This window comes from Candidatus Nitronereus thalassa (genome assembly GCF_032191465.1).
In the GTDB taxonomy this organism is placed as follows: Bacteria; Nitrospirota; Nitrospiria; order Nitrospirales; family UBA8639; genus Nitronereus; species Nitronereus thalassa.
Window position 1 is genome coordinate 1,628,617 of record NZ_JAQOUE010000001.1, and the last position, 22,779, is coordinate 1,651,395.

23 protein-coding genes and 1 tRNA gene are annotated in these 22,779 nt (G+C 46.9%); 5 read left to right on the forward strand and 19 right to left on the reverse strand.

Annotated elements, in window-relative coordinates; translation table 11 throughout:
• Positions 1–13 precede the first annotated feature (13 nt).
• Both erpA and PPG34_RS07320 read left to right on the forward strand, forming a co-directional pair.
• Complete coding sequence (gene erpA, locus PPG34_RS07315) at positions 14–340, forward strand: iron-sulfur cluster insertion protein ErpA (RefSeq protein ID WP_313832521.1); 327 nt, start codon at positions 14–16, stop codon at positions 338–340.
• A 95-nt stretch (positions 341–435) separates the two neighbouring features.
• Positions 436–1,251: a 6-pyruvoyl trahydropterin synthase family protein gene (locus tag PPG34_RS07320; protein WP_313832522.1), complete on the forward strand. Its 816-nt coding sequence runs from the start codon at positions 436–438 to the stop codon at positions 1,249–1,251.
• 509 nt (positions 1,252–1,760) lie between these two features.
• On the opposite strand, the gene PPG34_RS07325 is transcribed toward PPG34_RS07320, so the two are convergent.
• From PPG34_RS07325 to PPG34_RS07335, 3 genes are all read right to left on the reverse strand, one after another.
• The gene (locus tag PPG34_RS07325; protein ID WP_313832523.1) at positions 1,761–2,432 is read right to left on the reverse strand and encodes an HNH endonuclease; all 672 of its coding nucleotides are present in this window, start codon (positions 2,430–2,432) and stop codon (positions 1,761–1,763) included.
• A 550-nt stretch (positions 2,433–2,982) separates the two neighbouring features.
• The gene (locus PPG34_RS07330; protein ID WP_313832524.1) at positions 2,983–3,318 is read right to left on the reverse strand and encodes a thioredoxin family protein; all 336 of its coding nucleotides are present in this window, start codon (positions 3,316–3,318) and stop codon (positions 2,983–2,985) included.
• 77 nt (positions 3,319–3,395) lie between these two features.
• Positions 3,396–3,866 (reverse strand): redoxin domain-containing protein, encoded by a 471-nt coding sequence (locus PPG34_RS07335; RefSeq protein ID WP_313832525.1) that lies wholly within the window; start codon positions 3,864–3,866, stop codon positions 3,396–3,398.
• 288 nt (positions 3,867–4,154) lie between these two features.
• Between PPG34_RS07335 and PPG34_RS07340 the strand changes: the two genes are divergently transcribed.
• Positions 4,155–6,521, forward strand: coding sequence for a penicillin-binding protein 1A (locus PPG34_RS07340; protein WP_313832526.1), 2,367 nt, complete (start codon positions 4,155–4,157; stop codon positions 6,519–6,521).
• Positions 6,522–6,543: 22 nt separating this feature from the next.
• Here the strand turns inward: PPG34_RS07340 and iscX are convergent, their stop codons facing one another.
• The 7 genes from iscX to PPG34_RS07375 all read right to left on the reverse strand — a co-directional run bounded on the left by iscX (position 6,544) and on the right by PPG34_RS07375 (position 12,034).
• Positions 6,544–6,756: a Fe-S cluster assembly protein IscX gene (gene iscX / locus PPG34_RS07345; RefSeq protein ID WP_420888065.1), complete on the reverse strand. Its 213-nt coding sequence runs from the start codon at positions 6,754–6,756 to the stop codon at positions 6,544–6,546.
• 29 nt (positions 6,757–6,785) lie between these two features.
• Entirely contained in the window at positions 6,786–8,609 is a 1,824-nt protein-coding gene (gene dnaK, locus PPG34_RS07350) for a molecular chaperone DnaK (RefSeq protein WP_313832527.1), read from the reverse strand.
• Positions 8,610–8,637: 28 nt separating this feature from the next.
• Positions 8,638–9,414 (reverse strand): Fe-S protein assembly co-chaperone HscB, encoded by a 777-nt coding sequence (hscB, locus tag PPG34_RS07355; RefSeq protein WP_313832528.1) that lies wholly within the window; start codon positions 9,412–9,414, stop codon positions 8,638–8,640.
• A gap of 38 nt (positions 9,415–9,452) precedes the next feature.
• A complete protein-coding gene (locus PPG34_RS07360; RefSeq protein WP_313832530.1) occupies positions 9,453–9,824 on the reverse strand; it encodes a HesB/IscA family protein in 372 nt (123 codons plus the stop codon).
• A 31-nt stretch (positions 9,825–9,855) separates the two neighbouring features.
• Positions 9,856–10,275: a Fe-S cluster assembly scaffold IscU gene (gene iscU, locus PPG34_RS07365; RefSeq protein ID WP_313832531.1), complete on the reverse strand. Its 420-nt coding sequence runs from the start codon at positions 10,273–10,275 to the stop codon at positions 9,856–9,858.
• Between the two features lie 68 nt (positions 10,276–10,343).
• On the reverse strand, positions 10,344–11,558 hold the full coding sequence (locus PPG34_RS07370) for an IscS subfamily cysteine desulfurase (protein WP_313832532.1): 1,215 nt from the start codon (positions 11,556–11,558) through the stop codon (positions 10,344–10,346).
• A complete protein-coding gene (locus PPG34_RS07375; RefSeq protein WP_313832533.1) occupies positions 11,555–12,034 on the reverse strand; it encodes an RrF2 family transcriptional regulator in 480 nt (159 codons plus the stop codon). Before PPG34_RS07375 ends, PPG34_RS07370 begins: the two co-directional genes overlap by 4 nt.
• Positions 12,035–12,250: 216 nt before the next feature.
• On the opposite strand from PPG34_RS07375, the gene PPG34_RS07380 reads away from it, so the two are divergent.
• On the forward strand, positions 12,251–12,664 hold the full coding sequence (locus PPG34_RS07380) for a 2Fe-2S iron-sulfur cluster-binding protein (protein ID WP_313832534.1): 414 nt from the start codon (positions 12,251–12,253) through the stop codon (positions 12,662–12,664).
• Between the two features lie 84 nt (positions 12,665–12,748).
• Here PPG34_RS07380 and PPG34_RS07385 read toward each other — a convergent pair.
• The 7 genes from PPG34_RS07385 to PPG34_RS07415 form a co-directional block, all read right to left on the reverse strand.
• Positions 12,749–12,824, reverse strand: a tRNA-Asn gene (locus tag PPG34_RS07385).
• Positions 12,825–12,966: 142 nt separating this feature from the next.
• On the reverse strand, positions 12,967–13,230 hold the full coding sequence (locus PPG34_RS07390) for a hypothetical protein (protein WP_313832536.1): 264 nt from the start codon (positions 13,228–13,230) through the stop codon (positions 12,967–12,969).
• A 127-nt stretch (positions 13,231–13,357) separates the two neighbouring features.
• Positions 13,358–13,636 (reverse strand): pyruvate ferredoxin oxidoreductase, encoded by a 279-nt coding sequence (locus PPG34_RS07395; protein ID WP_313832537.1) that lies wholly within the window; start codon positions 13,634–13,636, stop codon positions 13,358–13,360.
• A 23-nt stretch (positions 13,637–13,659) separates the two neighbouring features.
• Positions 13,660–14,355: a 2-oxoacid:acceptor oxidoreductase family protein gene (locus PPG34_RS07400; protein ID WP_313832538.1), complete on the reverse strand. Its 696-nt coding sequence runs from the start codon at positions 14,353–14,355 to the stop codon at positions 13,660–13,662.
• Positions 14,356–14,386: 31 nt separating this feature from the next.
• Positions 14,387–15,295, reverse strand: a complete 909-nt coding sequence (locus PPG34_RS07405; protein ID WP_313832539.1) for a thiamine pyrophosphate-dependent enzyme — start codon at positions 15,293–15,295, stop codon at positions 14,387–14,389.
• A gap of 71 nt (positions 15,296–15,366) precedes the next feature.
• Positions 15,367–16,575, reverse strand: a complete 1,209-nt coding sequence (locus PPG34_RS07410; RefSeq protein WP_313832541.1) for a transketolase C-terminal domain-containing protein — start codon at positions 16,573–16,575, stop codon at positions 15,367–15,369.
• A gap of 110 nt (positions 16,576–16,685) precedes the next feature.
• A complete protein-coding gene (locus PPG34_RS07415) occupies positions 16,686–17,300 on the reverse strand; it encodes a carbon monoxide dehydrogenase beta subunit family protein (RefSeq protein WP_313832542.1) in 615 nt (204 codons plus the stop codon).
• A gap of 617 nt (positions 17,301–17,917) precedes the next feature.
• Here PPG34_RS07415 and PPG34_RS07420 point away from each other — a divergent pair.
• Positions 17,918–19,705, forward strand: a complete 1,788-nt coding sequence (locus PPG34_RS07420; protein WP_313832544.1) for a TIGR03790 family protein — start codon at positions 17,918–17,920, stop codon at positions 19,703–19,705.
• Between the two features lie 185 nt (positions 19,706–19,890).
• On the opposite strand, the gene ahcY is transcribed toward PPG34_RS07420, so the two are convergent.
• Complete coding sequence (ahcY, locus tag PPG34_RS07425; RefSeq protein ID WP_313832546.1) at positions 19,891–21,273, reverse strand: adenosylhomocysteinase; 1,383 nt, start codon at positions 21,271–21,273, stop codon at positions 19,891–19,893.
• Between the two features lie 47 nt (positions 21,274–21,320).
• On the reverse strand, positions 21,321–22,472 hold the full coding sequence (gene metK, locus PPG34_RS07430) for a methionine adenosyltransferase (protein WP_313832547.1): 1,152 nt from the start codon (positions 22,470–22,472) through the stop codon (positions 21,321–21,323).
• Positions 22,473–22,779 lie beyond the last annotated feature (307 nt).

A 22,779-nucleotide genomic window follows, 5' to 3' on the forward strand; every position in this document is an offset into this window, starting at 1 on the left:
AGCGGAGGAAATTATGGTTACCATCACACCCACAGCTGAAGAAAAGATTAAAGAATTGGTGTCTGAAGAGTCGGAAGAAGAAATTATTGGGCTGCGGATCTACGTGAAAGGCGGAGGTTGCAGTGGCTATCAATATGGCATGTCATTCGAATCAAAAATGGATGAGGACGACACGGTCATTGAAAAAGGCGGCGTGAAAGTCATTGTCGATTCTCAAAGCGCTCCCATGCTCAATGGCGCGGAAGTGGATTATGTAGACAGCCTTCAGGGTTCCGGCTTTGCGATTAAAAACCCCCAAGCCAAAAGCACCTGCGGTTGCGGCAGTTCATTCAGCACCTAAACGAACCACATCGATTATATTCGAAAAGGGCCGGGTCTCTTGCCGTCAAATTGGCAAAATTCCTGGCCCTTTTTCTTTGACACCCATTTCTTCTCATGACCACATCCACACTGACCAAACGGATAGAGTTTTCCGCCTCCCATTTTTATCGGAATCCCGCATGGGACACCGAAAAGAATTTGAAAACGTTTGGCCCATGCTATCAAGAACATGGCCATAATTATCTTCTTGAAGTCACCGTCGGCGGGCGGGTCGATTCCGTCACCGGGATGATTATTAACCTGTACGACTTGAAACAAATTGTAACTGACGTCTTGGAAGAATTCGATCACAAACACCTTAACCTCGACACCCCCTACTTTGATCATGTTATACCAACTACAGAAAATTTAGCCCTCGTGCTATGGCGAAAATTTCGTGCTCGCAAGGAAACACAAGATTTACGCTCGATTCGTCTTTTCGAAGGGGAAGATTTGTGGGCAGAACTCACGACACCAATGAATTCAGACGCTCCCACTTCCCTCGAGGATTATTCAGAGCCATCGGAAGCACAAATTAGCCGCCGCTATTCCTTGAATATCAATTCCTCAAATGATGTCATGCACACCCTAGGATCTCATCTCCTCATCGATTTGTCAGTCAGTGGAACGATTGATTCATCCACAGGAAGGGTCACTGATATTACCGTCATGGACAAATTGGTCAACACTCATCTCTTGCAACGTTTCAATGGGAAAGACGTATCCCAAGATCCAGCCTTTGAATCCAACCCAATCACACTTTCCACCCTGGCACAAACACTTTGGCCTTTGCTTGAACCAGTAGCTGGAGGCCAACTGACCAAAATTACCATTCAAAATCAACAGGACACCCGTGTGGAGTATACAGGGACTCCTGTCGTCGTATCCTAACCCTCCTTTACCTTCACTCATTTCGACCCTTGGGAAAAATCTGTAGTTTTAAGAAATATTGTATGCAGGGTTTCGCCCCTGCATGACGAGTCCCATTTGTTTCGGCAAAAGGGACCAAAACCATATTCGCCCGTGCGCGACCCTGCGGGTAAACTCCGCCCCCTTCCCAAATCAGGATGGCTCGGAAACTCGCTACGAGGTGCAAGGCCACCTCTCCACTCAAACAGTCTTCGCCAAAGAGGTAGGATTCGGCAAGCCGGCTCCGCCGCGCCCGAAGGCGGAGAAATATCTAAGAAAAAAATTAAGTAAACTAGATCCGTGAAAGGCAAATCCAATTAAAACTCAATAGCCAATGCGTAAGAGGCTATTACGAGGAAATGTCAGATTCCATTTAACACTATTGGGTGGGTATTCGTTTACATTTTCTGGCTTGATCTCACAGTTTTTGGTCTATCACCTAACGACAAAGCTAACCTGCCCGGCAGCACCGGGCCAGGTTGAATGCCTTGTTAGCGCGCGATTCTCGGTTTGAGTTCCCCTAAACGGAGTCGCTCCAAGTGTGACAAACGACCCTGAAGGTCGTCGGCGTTGAGGTAACCATCTCGGTACAGGGCGCGCAAGAAGTCGTCAGCAACAGAAGCACCTTTGCGATTATTGCAACGGCAACAAGCAGCGACGACATTGCGGTACGTGCTGTCGCCCTCTGGACGCGAGACAACATGCTCTACAACCCAGTTCTTGTCGTTGAGCCCAGCTAAACAGTAGAAGCAACGATTGTTTTCCCGCTCACGAAGGAGTGGACGGTTCTGAACAACATTGAAGAAATCCAATTCCTCGAGCGGAAGGGTTGTGGGATCGGGCTCAATCGAAAGAAGTCCTGGTATTTCACTCGGCAAAGAAGCTCGGACGCGAGTCCCCTCCCACTCAGTGCCTAGGACGCTGATGAATTGCTTGTCTTGGAGAGATTGCAGCTTTGTGTAGCAGACTTTGTCCGAGATGTACCTGCTCTTCCCTTGTCCCATGGCGATTACTTTACGCGCGGATTTAAAGCCGATTGTGACTTCCTCACGGCCCTCGAGGCGGCTATGGCGCACGATGTAAAGGTAGATCGACTGTTCGTAGGTGTCCAAGAGCAGTGCGGCATGATCATGGAACTCCTTCAGAAATTGCGCGGCGTCCATTCTGTCCTGGCCTTTTGTGTGGGATAACAATGTTTAGATGGATCCGCATAAGATGCGGATCTTTGTGTTCCTGTCCGAATAACACGCCTCGGGATTTCTCGTCGAGGGTTTGTGAATTCTCGTAATACTCAACGACTTTTACCGGACAATAATACTTGCTAATCTATGAGAAATGCCACTGTACCATTTATTGATATTAGTTTTTTAGGGGTTTGCATTTCACTGCGTTGGGCGCGGCTGGGCCAGCGGCCCGAATCCGACTATTCGGCGAGGACTGTTTGAGTGGAGAGGTGGCCTTGCACCTCGTAGCGAGTTTCCGAGCCATCCTGATTCGGGGCGGTGGACCAGGGACCCCGGAGAGCTTGCTTCTGAGCAGGATCGGAGGGGCCGAGCACAGGCAAGAATGGTTTTGGTCACTTTTGCCGAAACAAAAGTGACTCGCCGCGCGGGCGCGAAAGCCCGCATAATATAGACAATTCATCTTTGGCTAAAAGTCTGGGATTTAAAGAAGGCACGATAAGGTCGTGCAGCCAAATGGGAGGAAGAACCGTTACGGATTAGGAAAGTGCTCTTCAAAAAGAGCCGCAAGTTCCGACTCTTCAATCTTCCCTTCTCGCGTCAAGAGCAATTGACCATTGGAAAAGAAATGAGTGGTGGGATAGGTCTCAAAGGTGTGCTGTTTTTTTATTCCTCGACAACGGCCAGGAACGTGCATTTTGGCCTTGCCAATTTTAATATGCTCATGCTTGGCCGCTGCTGACTCTAAGATCGGATCATACTCAGCACAGGGCTGACACGACCCAATGCCATAGGCCACCATGGCCGCTGGGGCTTGAGTCATTTCTTCATAATTCTCATCAGAAACATTGATTACCGTTCCAGCCATTCTGCTTTACTCCATCGGAAGAAAGGGGATTCCCGTTTTCCAGGAATCCCCTTTTTCTGTTCAAATCATCGGATAGTTTAGTTCAATTTTTTCAGGGCTTCCAGGATTTCCTTGTCATCCCGTGCCGTCTTAATTTCTTGCACTTTCGCATAGGCCACCTTGCCATCTTTACCCACAATCACCGTGGCTCGTTTGGCACAATTAAGGGCATCGAAATAGAGGCCATAAGATTTACACACCGTACGATGCATATCCGCCAACAACCGGTGTTTCAAATCCAACGCATCGGCCCAGGCTTTATGCGAAAAAAAGCTATCCGTGCTAATTCCAAAAATTTCTGCATTGGCATCAGAAAAATTTGGAAAATCATCCGTCAGACATTTATTTTCCCCTTCACACACGGGGCTCCAGTCTAAAGGGTAAAACGCGAGCACAACGTTTTTCTTCCCTTTAAAAGAACTGAGGGTGACATCTTTTTGGTCCTGATCTTTTAACGTAAAATCTGGGGCAACATCACCTACTTTTATTTCTGGTGCAACATCGGACATGAAACGGCCTCCTTATGGAAAAATGGTTTAAATAATCTAACCTCGCTGATTTCAAGGGTTTTTTCGTATCATGCGGTCGGAATCTTTGTCAACCGGCAAAATGGTCGGAACCACACCGCACAACGAAACGAAACTACTCACATCAAGGTAAAGGAAAAATAAACTTTCCTCAAATTCCTTTCTTGTGTTTGTGGCAATCCAGGGTTATCGTATTCCTTAATAGGGTCAATTCATTACACGAAAATCCTCACAGATGTACAAAAGCCAACAGCTTTAACCCTGTAATCCATGAAACCATCGGAAATCCTGTCCCTCAACCCCCAATCCCGACGTTGGCCTCGGTTTCTCCTGATTGCCGTCCTTTCGATCACGGGACTTGGCATTGGAGGAACAATTGCCCTGGCGTGGTATGCGGCAACAGGCTTGCCGACGCTGGCGATCCTTCATGAATACCAACCCAGTCTCATCACGAAGGTGCATGCTGACAATGGCCAGGTCATGGGACAGTTTTATGTTGAACGGAGAATTTTGGCTCCCCTCAACGAAGTCCCTCAACATTTAATAAATGCCGTGATTGCGGTGGAAGATACCCGGTTTTTCGAACATCCAGGACTGGATATCTGGGGCATCTTTCGCGCCACCTGGACCAATCTCAAACGTGGGGGGAAATTCGAAGGGGCCAGTACTATTACCCAGCAATTGGCCCGTACTTTGTTTCTTTCTTCCGAGCGCACCTTTCGTCGAAAAATTCGGGAGTTAATCCTGGCCTTAAAAATGGAAGTGGTGTTGACGAAAGACCAAATTCTGGAAATGTATCTGAATCAAATTTACTTTGGGCATGGGGCGTACGGTATTGGGAGTGCGGCTCTTACCTATTTTGGGAAAGGCCTCTCGGAGCTGAACCTTCCGGAATCTGCTTTTTTGGCTGGATTGCCCAAAGCCCCAAGTACGTATTCCCCATATAAAAATTATGACCTCGCCAAAAAACGTCAAGAACATGTGCTGGGACGCATGGCCCAGGCCAATTTTATCTCCGCAGAAGTTGCTCAAGAAGCCATCGAAACCAAACTGACGTTTCAACGCCGATCCATCGAACGAGTCGCCCCGTATTTCTTGGAAGATGTCCGGCAACACCTGGTCAATGAGTATGGAGAATCCATGGTCTACAAGGGGGGGCTCCAAGTGTTCACCACCTTGAACATTGATATGCAACGCATGGCAGAAAATGCCATTCAGACCGGCTTACGGCAACTAGATAAACGCCAAGGATGGAGAGGTCCTCTTCGCCATGAAGATCCCCTGGCCATGCTTCCTGAAGATCCTCCCGACGAACTTCCTGAACCAGGCGAAATCCTTGAAGGTATTGTCACGAAGGTCGCCAAGGAAGAAGTCACGATTTTGGCCCGTGGCCTCGTTGGTAAAATCTTATTAAAAGATATGTTATGGGCGAAACGCCGCCTCGCTCAAGATGACCTCGTCACGGAAGCCAAAAATATCCCCATTACCTCGGCTAAGCAATTGTTGCGACCTGGAGATGTAATTGAAGTCACCATCAAATCCACGAAAAAAGACCAGCTGCAATTCAGCCTTGAACAAACTCCACTGGTCGAAGGCGCGATCATGGCTATCGACCCACGAACAGGAGCTATTCGTGCCATGGTGGGGGGATATGATTTTGAACGGAGCCAATTTAACCGAGCCCTCCTCTCGGTACGCCAACCTGGATCCGCCTTTAAGCCCATTATTTATGCCACCGCGCTCGATAGTGGAATGACCCCAGCGACGCTCGTGCTCGATGCCCCAGTGGTCTATGAACAGGAAGACCCTGGAAAAACCTGGAAGCCCGAAAATTATGAAAAACGATTCTTTGGCCCTATCACCTTGCGCGAGGCCTTGCGGCATTCCCGTAATGCAGCCACGGTACGGCTCCTCGAACAACTAGGCGTCCGTCGAGTGACGGAATTTTCGCGTAGCCTCGGAATCCGCAGCCCGCTGAGCCAAGACCTCTCCTTAGCCCTTGGATCTTCCGGCATCACCTTAGAAGAAATCACCGCTGCCTATGGCGTATTCGCCAATCAAGGACTAGCGCTCAAGCCCTACACCATTTCCATGGTTAAAGACCAGGACGAAAAAATTATTGAGCAGCATTTATTTAACCCTCAACAAGTGGTCTCTCCAGAAACGGCTTATTTGATTACTCACATGATGATGGATGTCATTCAAAGTGGCACAGGAAAACGCGCACGATCCATAGGCCGCCCCTTGGCTGGAAAAACCGGCACAACCAACAGCTACCGCGATGCCTGGTTTGTCGGATATGCGCCGAATTTGACTGTGGGGGTTTGGGTGGGATTCGATGGAGTGGAAACGTTAGGAAAAATAGAATCAGGTGCACATGCCGCCTTGCCTATTTGGACTCAATTTGTCGGGGAGGCGCTTCAATCCTTACCGGTTCAAACCTTTGCCATTCCCGATGGCATTCAATTTGCCGAAATAGACCAAGCCACGGGCACTTTGGTCAGTGAACCCACAAAAACCACGACGACCGAAGTATTTGCCGAAGGAACGGTGCCTCAACGTCCTGCACGCACCACAGCCGATCCATTAGATTTCTATGAGTTTGATCAACTCGATGAAGGTGGGGCCACCCAATAAGCGGAATTTCTACACTCAACTACTATGAGTCCTGGTACTCCTCGTGCCACGCCATTTGTATCGCTTCAAGTTTTTTTTCGTTTGACCCCTTGGGGTCGTCCTTGAATTCTGGCCAAGCCACAATCCACGTATGCATGTCCGTAAATCGAACCGTCAGAGGGTCCAAGTCTGGATGCTCTTCATGTAACCGAATCGCGATATCTTCCACCGAATCCCACATTAAATCTTCGGTCATCACAGTCTCCTAAAAACAGGATAATTCCCTTAATCCGTCACTTCAGAAAGTTTTTTGCTTTGCAGCGCTTCTTTGAGCGTGGAATCCATTAACTCTTCAGCAAGATGATGTGTGACTTTTTCCACCTCAGCGATCTTGGCTCGAATCACTCGGTGGTCATCTTGGTCTTTGACCTTCCGAAGCTCATCAAGCACTTGGTGAATAGTTTGAACCTCTTCTAATTTAATGAGATCCGTTCCTCGTTTTAATGCTTTTTCCGTGGCAACAAGGATGGCGTCAGCCTCGGTTCTTGCCTCAATGACCTGTCGAGCTTTGATATCCTCGGCAGCAAACTGGAATGATTCTCGAATCATTCCTTCAACTTCATTATCGGTCAGGCCATGGGAGGGTTTCACTTGCACGGTTTGCGATTCTCTTGTGCGAATATCCGCTGCCGTCACATTCAGAATACCGTTGGCATCAATGAGAAACGTCACCTCAACTCGGGGAACAGCCGCAGGCAAGGGAGGCACCTTGAGTTGAAACCGAGCCAGGCTCCGGTTATCTTTCACCAGTTCGCGTTCGCCCTGCAAAATATGGATGTCCACGGAGGTTTGACCATCCACATAGGTGGTAAACATTTCCTTCGCACTCGTAGGAATAGTCGTATTCCTTCGAATTAACGTGCTCATCACCCCGCCCATAGTTTCAATACCCAAAGACAATGGGGTGACATCAAGCAAGAGCATGTCCTTGTTGTCCCCAGCGAGAATACCTGCTTGGACCGCCGCTCCCAGCGCCACTACCTCATCGGGATTCATTTCGCAATGCGGGGTAGTCCCAAACAGGTCTTCGACTAAGCGGCTCACCAGAGGCATGCGCGTACTGCCACCCACTAACACCACTTCATCCACATCCTGAGCTTGTAATCCAGCATCTTGCAACGCCAATCGACAAGGAGTCAGCGTTTGCTGCACCAAATCCAGCACAAGAGCTTCCAATTCATCTCGAGACCATTCCCGAGTATAGGCTCCCTTTCCCTCAGGGAGGGGAAGGGACATCGCGACCCTATCTTCCGTCGACAAAAGAATCTTGACACGCTCGGACTCAAGACGAACGGTCTGCATGAGATCTGGAAACTCTTCAACCTTCAGCCCATACTTAGCTTCAATATCCTTCATCACACCTTCGACAATCCGTCGATCTATATCATCCCCACCGAGATGGGTATTCCCGTTCGTGGCCAGAACTTCAAATATGCCGTCTTTGAGTTTAAGAAGTGAAATGTCAAAGGTTCCACCGCCAAGATCGTAGACCGCAATCACTCCTTGAGTTTTCTTTTGCAACCCATAAGCAAGAGACGCGGCGGTCGGCTCATTAATTATTCTCAGCACTTCAAGTCCGGCAATGAGCCCCGCATCCTTCGTCGCTTGGCGCTGGCTATCATTGAAATACGCTGGAACCGTAATGACGGCTTTGGTAATGTCCTCGCCCAAATGGGCTTCCGCACGCAATTTTAATTCCTTCAAAATCATGGCAGAAACTTGAGGAGGAGAATAGGTCTTGTCTCCCACCTGAATACGAATTACTCCGCCTTTTTCTTGAAGCTTATAAGGAAAATATTTTAGCTCCTCCGATACATCCGCCAATGCCTTGCCCATGAAACGTTTCACGGAATAAATCGTCCTGGAAGGGTCGCGAACTAAATGTTCCTTGGCCGGCTCTCCCACAAGTATGCCGTTATCCGTCAGGCCCACAATTGAAGGGACTTTGACGCCACCATGCTTCCCTGAAATTACGCGGGGCACATCTCCATCCATATAAGCCACCAATGAATTGGTGGTTCCCAGGTCTATTCCGACAATTGTTGCCATAGGTTTCCTATCAATGTCTTAATGGTCGTTAACTCGTGGCAGAAACAAGATCATTTACGATATTGCGAATATATGTACGATTGGAAAGAATTTCCTGCATCTCTTTGAGTACCGCGGATTTCTTGTCACGAATTTCGGCTGAATCCTCCGAAAGGCCCTGCAGCTTATCCCAGTCATCAAATTTTTCGAACAGCCGAGCCTTGAGTTGCTGCTGCCGAGTTTCCAACGTCTCCCGTTCGGCCTGAAGTTTTACCCGCAATTCACGCCCTCGCTCCGACTCGGCACCTTCGGACATCGAACGGTATTCTTCCAAGTCTTCCTGGAGTTCCAGAATCTCATCAAATAAATCAGCTGGTGGGGCGGAGCGAATATCCTTGGCCGAACCGGCTTCTAATCGGATCAGATATTCTGCACGCTGAAGTGGATCTTTGAGAGTGCGATACGCCGTATTGAGCAAGGCGGTATTTCCAAGGCTGACGGCTTTCTCGGCTTCATCTTTATTGGCATAGAAATCAGGATGAAAGGTGCGACTCAAGGAATAAAACATTTCCTCTAAGGATTTTTCATCAATGTTGAGTAAACGAGGAAGATTCATGCAGGTAAAATAGTCCAACTCTTTTGACAGAGGCTGCACTTTGACACAACGTCCACAAAAATATTCTCCGCACACTTCAGACTGGCAATGCCAGCACATACTACGCGCCATAGGCAGTTCGCGGGACGCTGGCTTCAATGTGGTCGGTTCCATACTCATGAGCGGCTCTCGCAAAACGGGCACGGTCCGACTGCACCATGCCCGTTCCATCGAATCGTTGTTATTTTCCCCTTACTTGGGGATTGACGTTACGCCGAGAAAGATTCTCCACATCCACAGGTTTTGGTTGCATTCGGATTGATGAATTTAAAACCTCCACTGACCAAATCTTTTTGATAATCGAGTTGCATGCCTTCAAGGTAAATCGCACTTTTGGCATCCACAATAATTTTCACACCATCCTTTTCGCAAATGGTATCGAATTCACCAATTTTGTCATCGAAGTTAATGGTGTAACTGAGGCCAGAACATCCGCCACCTTTCACACCCAAACGAAGACCTCCTTCCGTGAGATCTTGAACATCCATCAGGCGTCTAACCTCTTGAACGGCGGCATCCGTCAAGGTGATGATCGGGGTTTCAGTGGTTTGTGTCGTTTCAGTGGTTTGTGTCGAATCCATATTTCTGCTCCCTTACTCCAAACTCAGGCATTCATGAACCCGAAGAGGTTGCTGCTTCCTCGGGTGCGGTTTCCGTACCTGTTTTCTTCTTGTAGTCATTTAAGGCGGCCTTAATCGCATCTTCCGCCAACACAGAACAGTGGATTTTCACTGGCGGTAGATTAAGTTCCTGCACAATTTCCGTATTCTTGATTTGACCGGCCTGATCAACCGTTTTCCCTTTTAACCATTCCGTGGCCAGACTCGAACTCGCAATCGCCGACCCACAACCAAAGGTTTTAAACTTTGCATCGACAATGGTGTCATTTTCTACTTTGATTTGGAGCTTCATAACATCACCACATTCTGGTGCACCCACAATTCCTGTGCCCACGCCATCTTCTTCTTTTTTAAAGCTCCCCATATTACGGGGATTGTTGTAGTGATCAATCACTTTTTCACTGTATGCCATGATTCAATCCTCCCTCTCCAAAACATTATAAACATCAAATCGTTACATTCCGAGGCCTTTTATTTTTGTTAATGCGCGGCCCATTGGACCGACTTTAAGTCAATGCCTTCCTTGGCCATTTCATATAATGGCGACATTTCTCGCAGATGATTCACCGCTTTTAACATTCGATCAATGGTATATTCCACTTCTTCCGCTGTGGTAAATCGCCCAAGGCCAAATCGAATGGAAGAATGCGCTAAGTCCGACCCCACCCCAAGCGCCCGAAGTACATAAGAAGGTTCCAGGGTTGCTGACGTGCATGCTGATCCTGAGGATAGGGCAATTTCCTTAACCCCCATGAGTAAAGCCTCTCCCTCGACATAGGCAAAGCTAATATTAAGATTTCCCGGCAATCGCTCAGTGGGATGGCCATTGAGATACACTTCTTCCATAGCACTCATGATTCCATCTTGCAGACGATCGCGAAGTGCCTTTATTCTAATCGTCTCTTCTTCCATTTCTTGGGAACATAATTCAATCGCTCTTCCAAAACCCACAATCAGAGGGACAGGCAGAGTTCCAGACCTCATGCCCCGCTCATGCCCCCCCCCATCAATCAGTGGAACTATGCGAACACGAGGGGCTTTACGCCGAACATACAAGGCCCCAATACCTTTGGGGCCATAAATTTTATGCCCTGTAAATGACATAAGATCAATTCCTGTTTCTTGAACATCAACAGGAATTTTTCCCACGGCCTGCGTGGCATCGCAATGAAACAGTACGCCCTTTTCCTTGGCAATTTTACCAATTTCCTTAACTGGGTGGATGGTACCGATTTCATTATTCGCAAACATGATTGAGATTAAAATCGTCTTGTCAGTAATGGCATTGCGAACATCTTCAGGATTAATCATCCCGGCTTTATCTACAGGAAGATAGGTGACCTTGAATCCCTTCTTTTCGAGGGCTTTGGCCGTATCAATGACGGCTCGATGCTCAGTCGAGCTGGTAATGATATGATCGCCTTTTTCTTTATACATTTCGGCCACACCCTTGAGCGCCAAATTATTTGATTCTGTGGCACCGCTGGTAAACACGATTTCTTTTGAATCGGAATTAATAACCTTGGCAATTTGCTTGCGCGCATGGTCTACTCCCTCTTCCGCATCCCACCCAAAGGAATGGTTTCGACTGGCCGCATTGCCATATTTTTCTGTAAAAAATGGAACCATCGCCTCGACCACTCGAGGATCACAACGAGTAGTTGAATTGTTGTCCATATAGATAGGTAACTTCATGAGTTCACTCCTTGTGGCTTTAAAGATTCGACGATGATTAAAGGCGATTCGTCTAGCAACATATCTTCAATCGACATGCCATTTAGTAAGGCATAAATACTTTCTTGAATTTTGAGCAAGGGGGTTCGAATGTTACAGCGATCCATTTGGTCACAGGACGACTGGTCTTTTTCGTGGTAACAGTCAGTAATGCCTAATGGTCCTTCGATGGCTTCTAATACCTGAGCGATGGTGATGTCCTTAGCCTCTCGGCCCAATACATACCCCCCTTTTGGTCCATTGTGATGACTTTCAATAATTTGTTGCCGCGCCAAAGTTTGAAGAACCTTGGCTAATAATTCCACGGGCATGAAATGTTCTTCCGCAATTTCCTTGGTATTCACGACGCGTGGCTGCACCTCCCCGCCACCTTGGACGGACGCCATATACTGTAATGCCAAGAGAGCATAATCAGCTTTTTTCGAAAACTTCAGCACTCACCAACCTCTACGATAAGAATAATCACAGACATAAAAAGTCTCCGACCAAATATATCGGCAATAATAGCATTGACTTTCACATCTAGTCAAGAGTAATTTAGTCGGAGATAAAAAAAGTCGTCGATTCTGAATGTAAAATATAAACTATTGAAAATAAACTATTTTTGTAACCTATGTACCATGTTCATTTGAGCAAAGATTAAGGAGAAACTAATGGGTGGAAGCAATCCCTACATAGAACAGTTCGAGGCTAAAGTCGCAACCGAGGCATATACCGTGACCTTTAAATGCCATGATCAAAATACTGTCGTGAATGTAGATCCAAGTAGAATCCCGTACGGTCCAACTGGGCAACCAGGAAGCATCCTAGACATTGCCATGGGAGCTGGAATCGATGTGGAACATGCCTGTGGGGGAGTATGCGCTTGTTCCACCTGTCATGTAATTGTGAAAGAAGGCTTGGATACCTGTAATGAAGCCACTGACGATGAGTTGGATCAATTAGATGAAGCACCGGCCATTACGCTGCAATCTCGCCTTGCCTGCCAATGCGTCCCTGACGGGTCACAAAATTTGCTTGTGGAAATCCCGGAATGGAATAAAAACCTCGTAAAAGAAAGTCATTAATATATAAATATTTTTCTGTAAATTCGTCTCTTTTTCTAAAACAAAAGGCCATGAGATAGTGACTATCTCATGGCCTTTTGAATTTGGCTCCTCGGGCAAGACTCGAACTTGCGACCAATCGGTTAACAGCCGATCGCTCTACCAACTGAGCTACCGAGGAACAGAATGGCTAAGAATATCTCTATACTTAAATAGGCTAATGCTTAAGAAACCCATAATATACCGAGCTCGCCATAGGATCAATAGGAGGAAAGGGGAAAAATCAATTTCAGGAAAAGGCTGGAAACACGGTATTCCAGAAATTAAAACTGAAAGTCATCAGAATCTTCCTCACCCTCTTCGGCTTCCGCAGCCCCACCTTCAGACAGTGCTACATAATGACGGGCCCAGGATAAATAAATATTCCCGCTGTCTTTCATAGCATCTGCACCCATGGTTAACTTTTTCGATACGTCCGGATCTCCACCGGTAAGCTGAATTTCTTGAGCGCGACTTTCCAACATTTGATGGAATAGGCCCATTTGCTCGCTAATACCATTCATAAGTTGCCTGAGGTCTTGGCTCATTATAGTATCTACCACCTTTCTAACACCTTACACTTCACTTGGCCGCCAGGCTTACATAACAAAGCCCTGCGACAATTGAAAAAATCAATGGCGCAGGGCTTTAGACCTTATCTAACGTATTCGCCGCTTAACCTTGATAGGCCTGCCCTAATTCAGCAGCTTCACCAGCTTTGTTCATAAGAATACCATCGGCACCGACGGCGAGCATTTCAATCGCTTCGTGTTTAGCCGCATCACATACTACCTTACACAGCTCGCAGCCCTTACATCGATTAATGACGACCTCTGCCACCATTCTTTCAGTATTGAGATCTAAACAATTGGCTTCCGGGCAATACATAATACACAACCGGCAGCCCTTTTTAGCTACGCACTTTTCTTCGGTTACTTGCGCTACATTATACATGAATGACTACCTTTTCCCATTATTTATGCCGCTGCGACGGCCAGTTCAACATTATTTTTCGCTGCCCATTCACTGCCCATCTCGTAGGCACGTATGACAGTGTCTAAATTTTTCTTTAACAGCATTTCTTTTTTGGCAAACTTCTTTTTGATGGCTTCATCTAACGTCGCCGTTCCACCTGAAGCTACAAACTTTTTCCCAAACCGTTCTTGAAGTGCGCCATCTAACGCTTCCAAAGATACACATTTCGTGATTCCCGCCACAGACCCAATCATAGTCATATTGGTCGAAAGCTCGGTTCCCGCGACTTCCAAAGCGACCTGAGTCCCAGCAATATAAAACACCGAAACGTTCAAATCTTTTAATGTCTTCACATCTTCATCTGAAAGAAGCGGCATGTCAGAGTTAATGATTACGACTCCGCCTTCTTTAATTCCTGAGTAAAACGGCATGGTGTAGCTTTTCCCTAACGTAATCACCTGCGGATGGAACACCTCAATCACATCAGGAAACACCAGCTCCCCACGATCATAAATTCGTTTCACACCGATCCGACAATAACTCTCGGCTGGTGCCATACGCTTTTCAGCACCAAAAAATGGATTAGAGATCGCATACTTCCCGTCACGGGAGGCGGCCATCGCCATCACATGGGCTGCGGTCACCGCACCTTGCCCTCCAAGGCCTGACATTCGAATATTGATTCTAGTCTTAATCATAATGTTCCTCCTGGACCAACCTGACGACTGGTTAAGCTTTTGCCGCTGCCAGCTGTCTTTTCGCCTCAGCCTTTCGCTCTTTTTCTTTGGCCGCCATTTCGGTCAACAGCTCTTTGGCTTGATCACTAATATATTCTCTGTATGCAAAGCGTTCAGTCGGTTTTTCGGAATCCCGCATTTCTTGGAGACCTTCCATGCTGTTTTTCCCAATTTCCAAAATGCAGGGGGTATACAGCTGTAGATAGGTCGGACCAATTTCGCGAGCCACATGAATCGCGTTTTTAATGACTTTTTCTACAAGGTTTGGTTTGCTGACCGTACAATTCACCACATAGTGGCAGCCCGACTCACGAGCAATTTCTGGCAACCGGACCTTCTCAAATGTCTTGCCCACTGGCGCCATTTTGGCCACAAACCCTTTTTGCATCAATCCACTTTCTTGGCCACCAGTATTGGCATACAGCTCATTATCAAAACATATGGTGGTAAATTTTTCTTGGCGGAACCAAGCCTGCAATGTCATATCGAGCCCAATGTCCACAGTTGCCCCATCACCAGCCAAAACCACAACATCCTTGGTTCGACCAGGAAACCGCACAGTCAGGGCACGCTTGAGTCCAGAAGCAATGGCGTTTTGGTTCCCAAACAGTGAGTGAATATTATGCACGCCTACATGGGGAAATACTAAACTAGTACAGCCCGTAGACCCCACCATGACTGTATCTTCTGGTGCGGGAAGAGAGGCCAAAATATAGCGAAACGCCATGGACTCTGGACAACCAGCACACAATGAATGTTCTTCAATTAGCTCCTTAGAAGTCCCGATATCCTTCCATCCGCGAGTCTCATTTCCATAGGTCGCCCGCTCTACTAAATCTTGATATTCCGATGGCATAATCTCAAACATTTCCGGAGCTATTTTAATTCGCTCTTTACTCATATCGGCCTCCTCTATTTATCTTAACTTTCAGTAATTTATCTAAGTATCGAATAACATTGTGGCATTAAGGTTCAGCTTCCCCGACCAGCCAACGCCGCCGTTTTAATGCCGAGAAGACTTTTAATATCAGCCGCAATAATCTCTGGAGGCAGAGTCATACCGCCACACACGTGGGGGCCTGCATACACTCTTTCACTATTCGTAATAGTTGACTTAATTTCTCTTGCCATCCAGCCAGTAACATTAAACTCTGGCACAATAATATGCTTCGCGTTCTTGGTGACCTCTCGAATTTCCTCTCCTGGCCAAGGACGCAATGATTTAATTTTCACGATCCCAACATCAATTCCCTCCTCTTCCAGGAGGATCTTCGCCTCGCGCCCTTGTGATACGGCCGTCCCCGAAGAGACGATGAGGATATCCGCATCCGGGTTGTCGACTTCAATCAAACCATCAAGCCACCGAACAGTATGTTTGCGAGAGCGTTCAACAGCCGCCCACACTTCTTGCTGCCAACTGGCATGGGTCGCATAGCTGATGTAGTTACTTTTCATGACAAACGGATCACGCATCATCCGAACCGGAGGACATTCCATATCCATACATGGCACTGGGGATCGATATGGATCATAGGGTGGGAGGCACATTTCAGCTGGAGTGAGATTCACCATATCTTTGGTATGCGTCACGAAAAATCCATCGCAACACAAGGCCAACGGCAAATGCACATCTGGCTCCTCAGAAACAATGTATCCTTTCAAAATCCAATCATAAAAGTCTTGGGCAGTTTCAGCATGCCACACCAACATGCCGGTATTTAAAAGGTAGGAAATTTCTAAGGTATCTGGCTGAATGGACAATGGTGAGTTAATTCCACGACAAGTGACAATCATCTGAATAGGGAGTCGTGCACCAGCCCACATCGGAAAGTTTTCCATCGCACGCATCGTTCCGGGACCAGCTGTGGTGGTAAACACACGAGCGCCACCAAAAGCCGCACCCGCGCATTGCGACATCACCGCGAATTCACTTTCTCCTCGGAAGTAATCACCGATAAATCCCTCTGCGAACAACTCCCCAATGAGGGCCGCCGCTTCACTTTGTGGTGTGATTGGATAGGCAATCATAATGTCACAATTGGCTCGACGAAGAGCTTCCTTAATAACCTCACTGCCCGTAAAGAAACAGGGGGTACGTTCGGCATCGTGCATCATCTGCCATGGATCGGTAATGGTTTGACCGGCTTTATTTTTTGTTCCTACTAACGATTGAGTTGCCATGATTGCGCCTCCTTCAAGTTAGGGCTAATGGCTTTGACGTATTGTAATACGTATTTTGGTGTATTAATATGCGGAACTTGCCTTACCCCCCGCATTTTGAATCTCCTAGCTTAACATTTGGGGGGCTCGACTGACCCCTTCAATTTCTTTACCCAATCAGCAAGTTTCAAGATCTTTTCGGCCGTTGCATCACGAAACGAGAGCATTGCGTCCTCATGGCCAGCCTGAGCACACATGGCAATCGTATAGCAATCTGTGCCTCCCCGAATGATTTTGAGCGATAAATTGGCTTGATGACAATGTACGCCTACAAACATGCAGGCATCAATTTTATTGTGCCAAATTGTGAGATTGGGATGGTTAGGATTAATTTCGATTTCAGGATTAATTTTTGGATACTTGGGACGATAGTCCGGCATAGGAATCAGCATGGCCTGCTGGGTAGAAGTGACCGACGATTTAAGCGTCTCATACAGATGCCTAATAGCCGTAGCTTTATGAGCCGCTTTTTCATTCCATGCCCATAGGACAAGGGGGCCGGGAAAAATTGTTGGAACTTTTGCAGATAAGAATTGACGAGCCGCAGCCTCCATCGCCTCGTCTTCATTCACGATTTTTCCATGAATATGTGCTTGACCTGGATCTGGCAACCGAATTCCCATACTGGCTGCCGCCGGTGGGAGAAAGTGTTCAGGGCCACGTAAAACCTGATATGTTGTCGACATTAGTAAACTCTCCGCATTCCGGTTGGTATTATATCTGCGATAACTTGCTTACATTCAAAGTACGCCGTCCACTCACTTTATGCTGGTCCGTGACTTTTCGCAACCATGAAAAAGGCCCAATAACACAAATATTTAGGCTAAAGCTCTAGAGAGGGATGAGCCTTTTGGCCCAGAATCCCACATAAATCTTTTAAGATTGATTACTATAGGAATTTCCTCTAGATCCTGTCAATTTTTGGCGACTCTTCCCAAACAACTTTAACCGCACTATAGCTTCCTACAGTTTTTTCCTGCCTAAAAGTTTTAATTTGCCCCTTTACCCTCCCCCACCGATCACGGAACTCCTAAGCAATATTAAAGGTAGTCGCCTAAAGTTACCTAACCAATGGGCCCTGCAGTAAAGTCTATATCGAACGACTCCGAGACAAAGGATTGTGGGCACCCCCAAATTCCACCTTTCCTTTCTCACTCAAATTCATAGCCCTAACCTTCTCAAGGGAAAGGGTTTGGTTCCATTTTTCATTTCTATGGCTTCTTATTTTAGGTCAATTTCCCGACCCACGCCTAATTTGCTGAAACCTGCAACCTCCAGAAATATTTCTCCATGGACCATTTTTTTGTTTGTCATAATAAATTCAATACCCTTAGATCCTTTAGCCTTTGGGGCCATTCAACCTGATCAAGTTGTGATTGTAGCCAATGAGAACGATCTCGATGGCATGGATGTGGCTAGGTATTATGCCAAACAAAGAGGAATCCCCCTTTCCAACCTTGTTAGATTGAATTTGCCTTATGAGGAAACCATAAGTCGGGAGGATTTTGAAGAATATCTGACAAAGCCACTTAAGGTCGCTTTGGAATCCAGGGGTCTTGCTTCCACGACAAGAGTTCTCGTGACAACGTTTGGGGTGCCTCTCCGCGTAAATGCCCCACTCCCAAACGATGAGGTACACGAATGGCAAGCGGACGCCACGGAATGGTACGACGCTGCAATCGAGTTTGCCCACACCATCGATACCGCACTTAGCCGCACCCTTTTAAATTTTCAAAAAGGGGCTCCTCCATCTCCCTCGCTCTCGTCAGCATTTTCGGCCTCAAACCCCGTCAAAGCCGAACAGATTCTCAGGCATATTGATCACGCCATAGCCACGATCACCTCCGAAATTCAAACGCCTTCCTCCCCGAAAAAGCCCATGGATCAACACTTGGATTTTTTCAAATACTTACTTCAACTCGATGGTCTATCCGCATACACCAAATACCCGAATTTCAAAATGCCAACACACAGCCAGTTGACTCCTGATCAGCTAAAAACGCACATTCAACTCGCCCGTCTAGCTCTATCCATATTAGTCCACACACCATCGACCCAAAACCGGAAGGTATCCTATCAATTGGCGCAACGGTTTTTTGGCATTCGCGGCGTGTTTCAATTGGCCGCGAGCGAACAACAAAACCTTGTCACAAAAGACACAGAAGCCAGCGTCGACAGTGAGCTGAGTATTTTATGGTTTGGGCAGGACCAGTATTCCTTAAACGGTAGAATACCCAATCCCTTTTATGCCTGGTACCCGTCCAATACCAAATCCACCAAGAAGGATAAAGACTTTCAATTTCCCGTGCTCATGGTCAGTCGAATCGATGCGCCAACTCCAAAATTGTCCAAGCTCATGATTGACCGCGCCATTATGGCTGAACAAACGGGCGTGTCGGGAAAAGCCTATTTCGATGCCAGAGGCATGAAGTCCGATGGCCCTCTGAGCTACGGAGACTACGATCAAAGCCTGAGAAATTTATCGGCCTTCATGAGAAACCAGACGTCTTATCGCGTAATTTTAGAAAACACTCAAAAACGTTTTCAGGAAAAAGGCGAGGCCCCTCAAGTTGGATTGTATGCCGGGTGGTATCAGTATCGGGAATATGAAGACGCTTTTTCGTTCAACCCTGGAGCCATTGGCTACCACATCGCCTCTGGCGAGGCGATCAGCATTCATAACCCTCAGGAGAAAGGGTGGTGTAAAAATGCCCTTGAACGCGGCATTACTGTTACGATTGGACCGACGGGCGAACCCTATGTCGATGCCTTTCCAAAACCCTCAGAATTTTTTGGCTTGATGTTAACCGGCCGGTATACCTTAGTTGAAGCGTACTACCTCTCCACTCGTCATTTGAGTTGGCGTATGGTTTTGTTTGGTGATCCACTCTATAATCCATGGAAAGGACAGGCATTAGCCGCACTGCCTGATTTGCAGAAATATATTCCCGAATTCAAAGCTCTCAGGGCCTTGCCTCCTTCACCCTCAGACCATTTATTTCCTCACCCCATTCAATTGGCCCAGAAACGTCGCAGCCAACAGGATGCCTTGCTGAGCCAGATTCCAGCTCTTCTCAACACCAACCCCTAAACAAAATATTTTCAAACACCAGTGGAGAAAACGATAACAGGAAGGGCAGCTTTAAACATACCCTCTGGATATTACCCAACATAGTTTTTGGAGCAGGCGAAATCTGGAATGATGAATGAAGGATTTTAGGAAATGATGGCCGGGCCTCTGTCTGGTACAGAAGGCCCGGCAAAAAAGAGAGAAAATCAATACTTGTAGCTATCCACCTTAAACGGTCCATCCACAGGCACATTAATATAGTCAGCCTGAGTTTTTGTGAGTTTCGTAATGACGCCACCAAATCCACGGACCATATGAGCGGCCACTTCTTCATCAAGCTTTTTCGGCAATACTTCCAACGTGACCGTCGCCCCAGGAGTATCGGCAAATTTCTTTTCGTAAAGATGAATTTGAGCCAAAACTTGATTGGTAAATGATCCATCCATCACCCGGGAAGGATGGCCGGTGCCATTGCCGAGATTTACCAATCGCCCTTCTGACAATAGAATCAAATGATCATTCTGACCACGGTTGCGATAAATTTTGTGGACCTGAGGTTTCACTTCTTCCCATTCCCAATTTTCCCGCATGTACACAGTATCGATTTCATTATCAAAATGCCCAATATTGCAAACGACCGCCCCATTTTTCAGTGACCGCAACATTGCTGAATCGCATACATTCAAATTCCCTGTCGTGGTGACGAGCAAGTCGGTTTTGCTTAACAATTCCACATTTATATTTTCGACTCGTCCAGTGTTAATTCCGTCATTGTAGGGAGACACGACTTCAAACCCATCCATACAGGCCTGCATGGCACAAATGGGATCGATTTCAGAAATCTTCACAATCATCCCTTCCTGACGGAGAGATTGCGCTGACCCCTTTCCCACATCACCATACCCGATCACCAGGGCTTTTTTCCCGGACAAGAGATGATCGGTCCCCCGTTTGATGGCATCGCTCAAACTGTGCCGACACCCATATTTGTTATCATTTTTTGATTTGGTCACCGAATCGTTAACGTTAATGGCCGGAACCCGTAAGGTGCCTTTTTGAAGCATCTCCTGCAGGCGATGGACCCCCGTGGTGGTTTCCTCCGTGATCCCATGGATTTTGTCCAACATCGATGGATATTTTTGGTGAAGCATCATGGTCAAATCCCCGCCATCATCCAACACCATATTGGCATCCCACGGTTGCCCGTCCTTTAAAATGGTTTGCTCAATACACCAGTCATACTCCTCAAGTGTTTCCCCTTTCCAGGCATACACAGGAATACCTCGCGCCGCGATGGCCGCTGCTGCATGATCTTGGGTCGAAAAAATATTACAGGACGCCCATCGCACCTCAGCACCCAATTCAATCAACGTTTCAATAAGCACGGCAGTTTGGATGGTCATATGAATACATCCAAGAATTTTTGCACCCTTCAGAGGCTGAGAATTTCGGAATTTATCCCGAAGCGCCATCAAGGCTGGCATTTCCGTTTCAGCAATCTGAATCTCCTTGCGTCCATAGTCCGCAAGATTAATATCCGCGACTTTATAATCAGTCACGTTTGTCCCAACTTTCGTGGCAGTGCTCATAACATAAACCTCATCGTGAAAAGTACATAAAAGATCGATCGTGAAAATTATTTGCCAGCGTCTCGCCTCAATACGGATGCAAGATCCGTTTTCTCCCAGGTAAACCCAGGCCCAGTCCGGCCGAAATGCCCATAGGCCGCGGTCTCTTTATAGATGGGTCGTCGAAGTTTCAGATGATCAATAATTCCTTTCGGCGTCATGGGAAAATGCTTTCGGACCAATCGATCAAGCAAGGTGGTATCCACCTTTTCGGTACCTTTGGCATCGACTAAAACAGAGACTGGCTCTGGAACTCCAATGGCATAAGCCAATTGGACTTCACACTTTTCAGCGAGCTTGGCCGCAATGATGTTTTTCGCAATGTAGCGGGCCATATACGAGGCTGATCGGTCAACTTTGCTGGGATCTTTTCCGGAAAAGGCTCCGCCACCATGACTTCCGACTCCACCATAAGTATCCACAATAATTTTCCTACCGGTTAATCCTGTATCCCCCATGGGCCCCCCCATCACAAAACGGCCCGTGGGGTTAATGTGAAACTTTACTTTCTTGGGGTCAAAAATGGATTTGGGCATCATCGGCATGATGACTTTTTCTTTAATATCTTTTTCGATTTTTTTCGATGTCACATTGTCACTATGCTGGGTGGACACGACCACTGTGTCGACCTTGACTGGTTTTCCATTTTTATATTCTACTGTGACCTGAGCTTTCCCATCGGGACGCACCCAAGGCAAAATGTTCTTTTTCCGAACCTCGGCTAACCGTTTTGTCAATCGATGCGCTAACACAATCGGCATGGGCATGAGTTCTGCCGTTTCATTGGAAGCATATCCAAACATCAAACCCTGATCGCCAGCTCCCCCCGTATCCACCCCCATCGCGATATCCCCCGATTGCGCATCGATAGAAGTCACGACCGAGCAAGTCCGAAAATCAAATCCCCAGGTAGCATCGGCATATCCAACATCACGAATCGTCGCCCGGATGATGTCAGGAATTTCCACATATGCCTTGGTGGAAATTTCTCCAGCCACAAACGCCAACCCGGTGGTCACAAGAGTCTCGCATGCGACCCGACAGTTTTTATCCTTGGCCATTATGGCATCTAAAATGCCATCAGAAATTTGGTCGGCAATTTTGTCAGGATGTCCTTCGGTGACTGACTCAGACGTAAATAGAAAATTCTTTTGGCTCATATACCCATCCCTTCGTTGTAAAAGCAAAAAGGTCCCCTTCCCCTGTATGCCTGAGATCAGAGGAGGAAGCCCATAACGGTGAAAGTTGGCAAAAGGTGTTCAACGAAAAAACATATTACTGGAGGAAAACTCAACTGGCATTTACACAATTTAGAATTTAGATAGAGTTTAGGTCATTAAACATCCTCGAATTTTACTTCAGCATTTTCCTTATTAAAAGCAAAAATATCAAAAAAAAGTATAATTACCTAGTTGTTTTACCAGGACATTCTGTGTTGGGTTTTAGCAATTATTGGGCAATATAGAC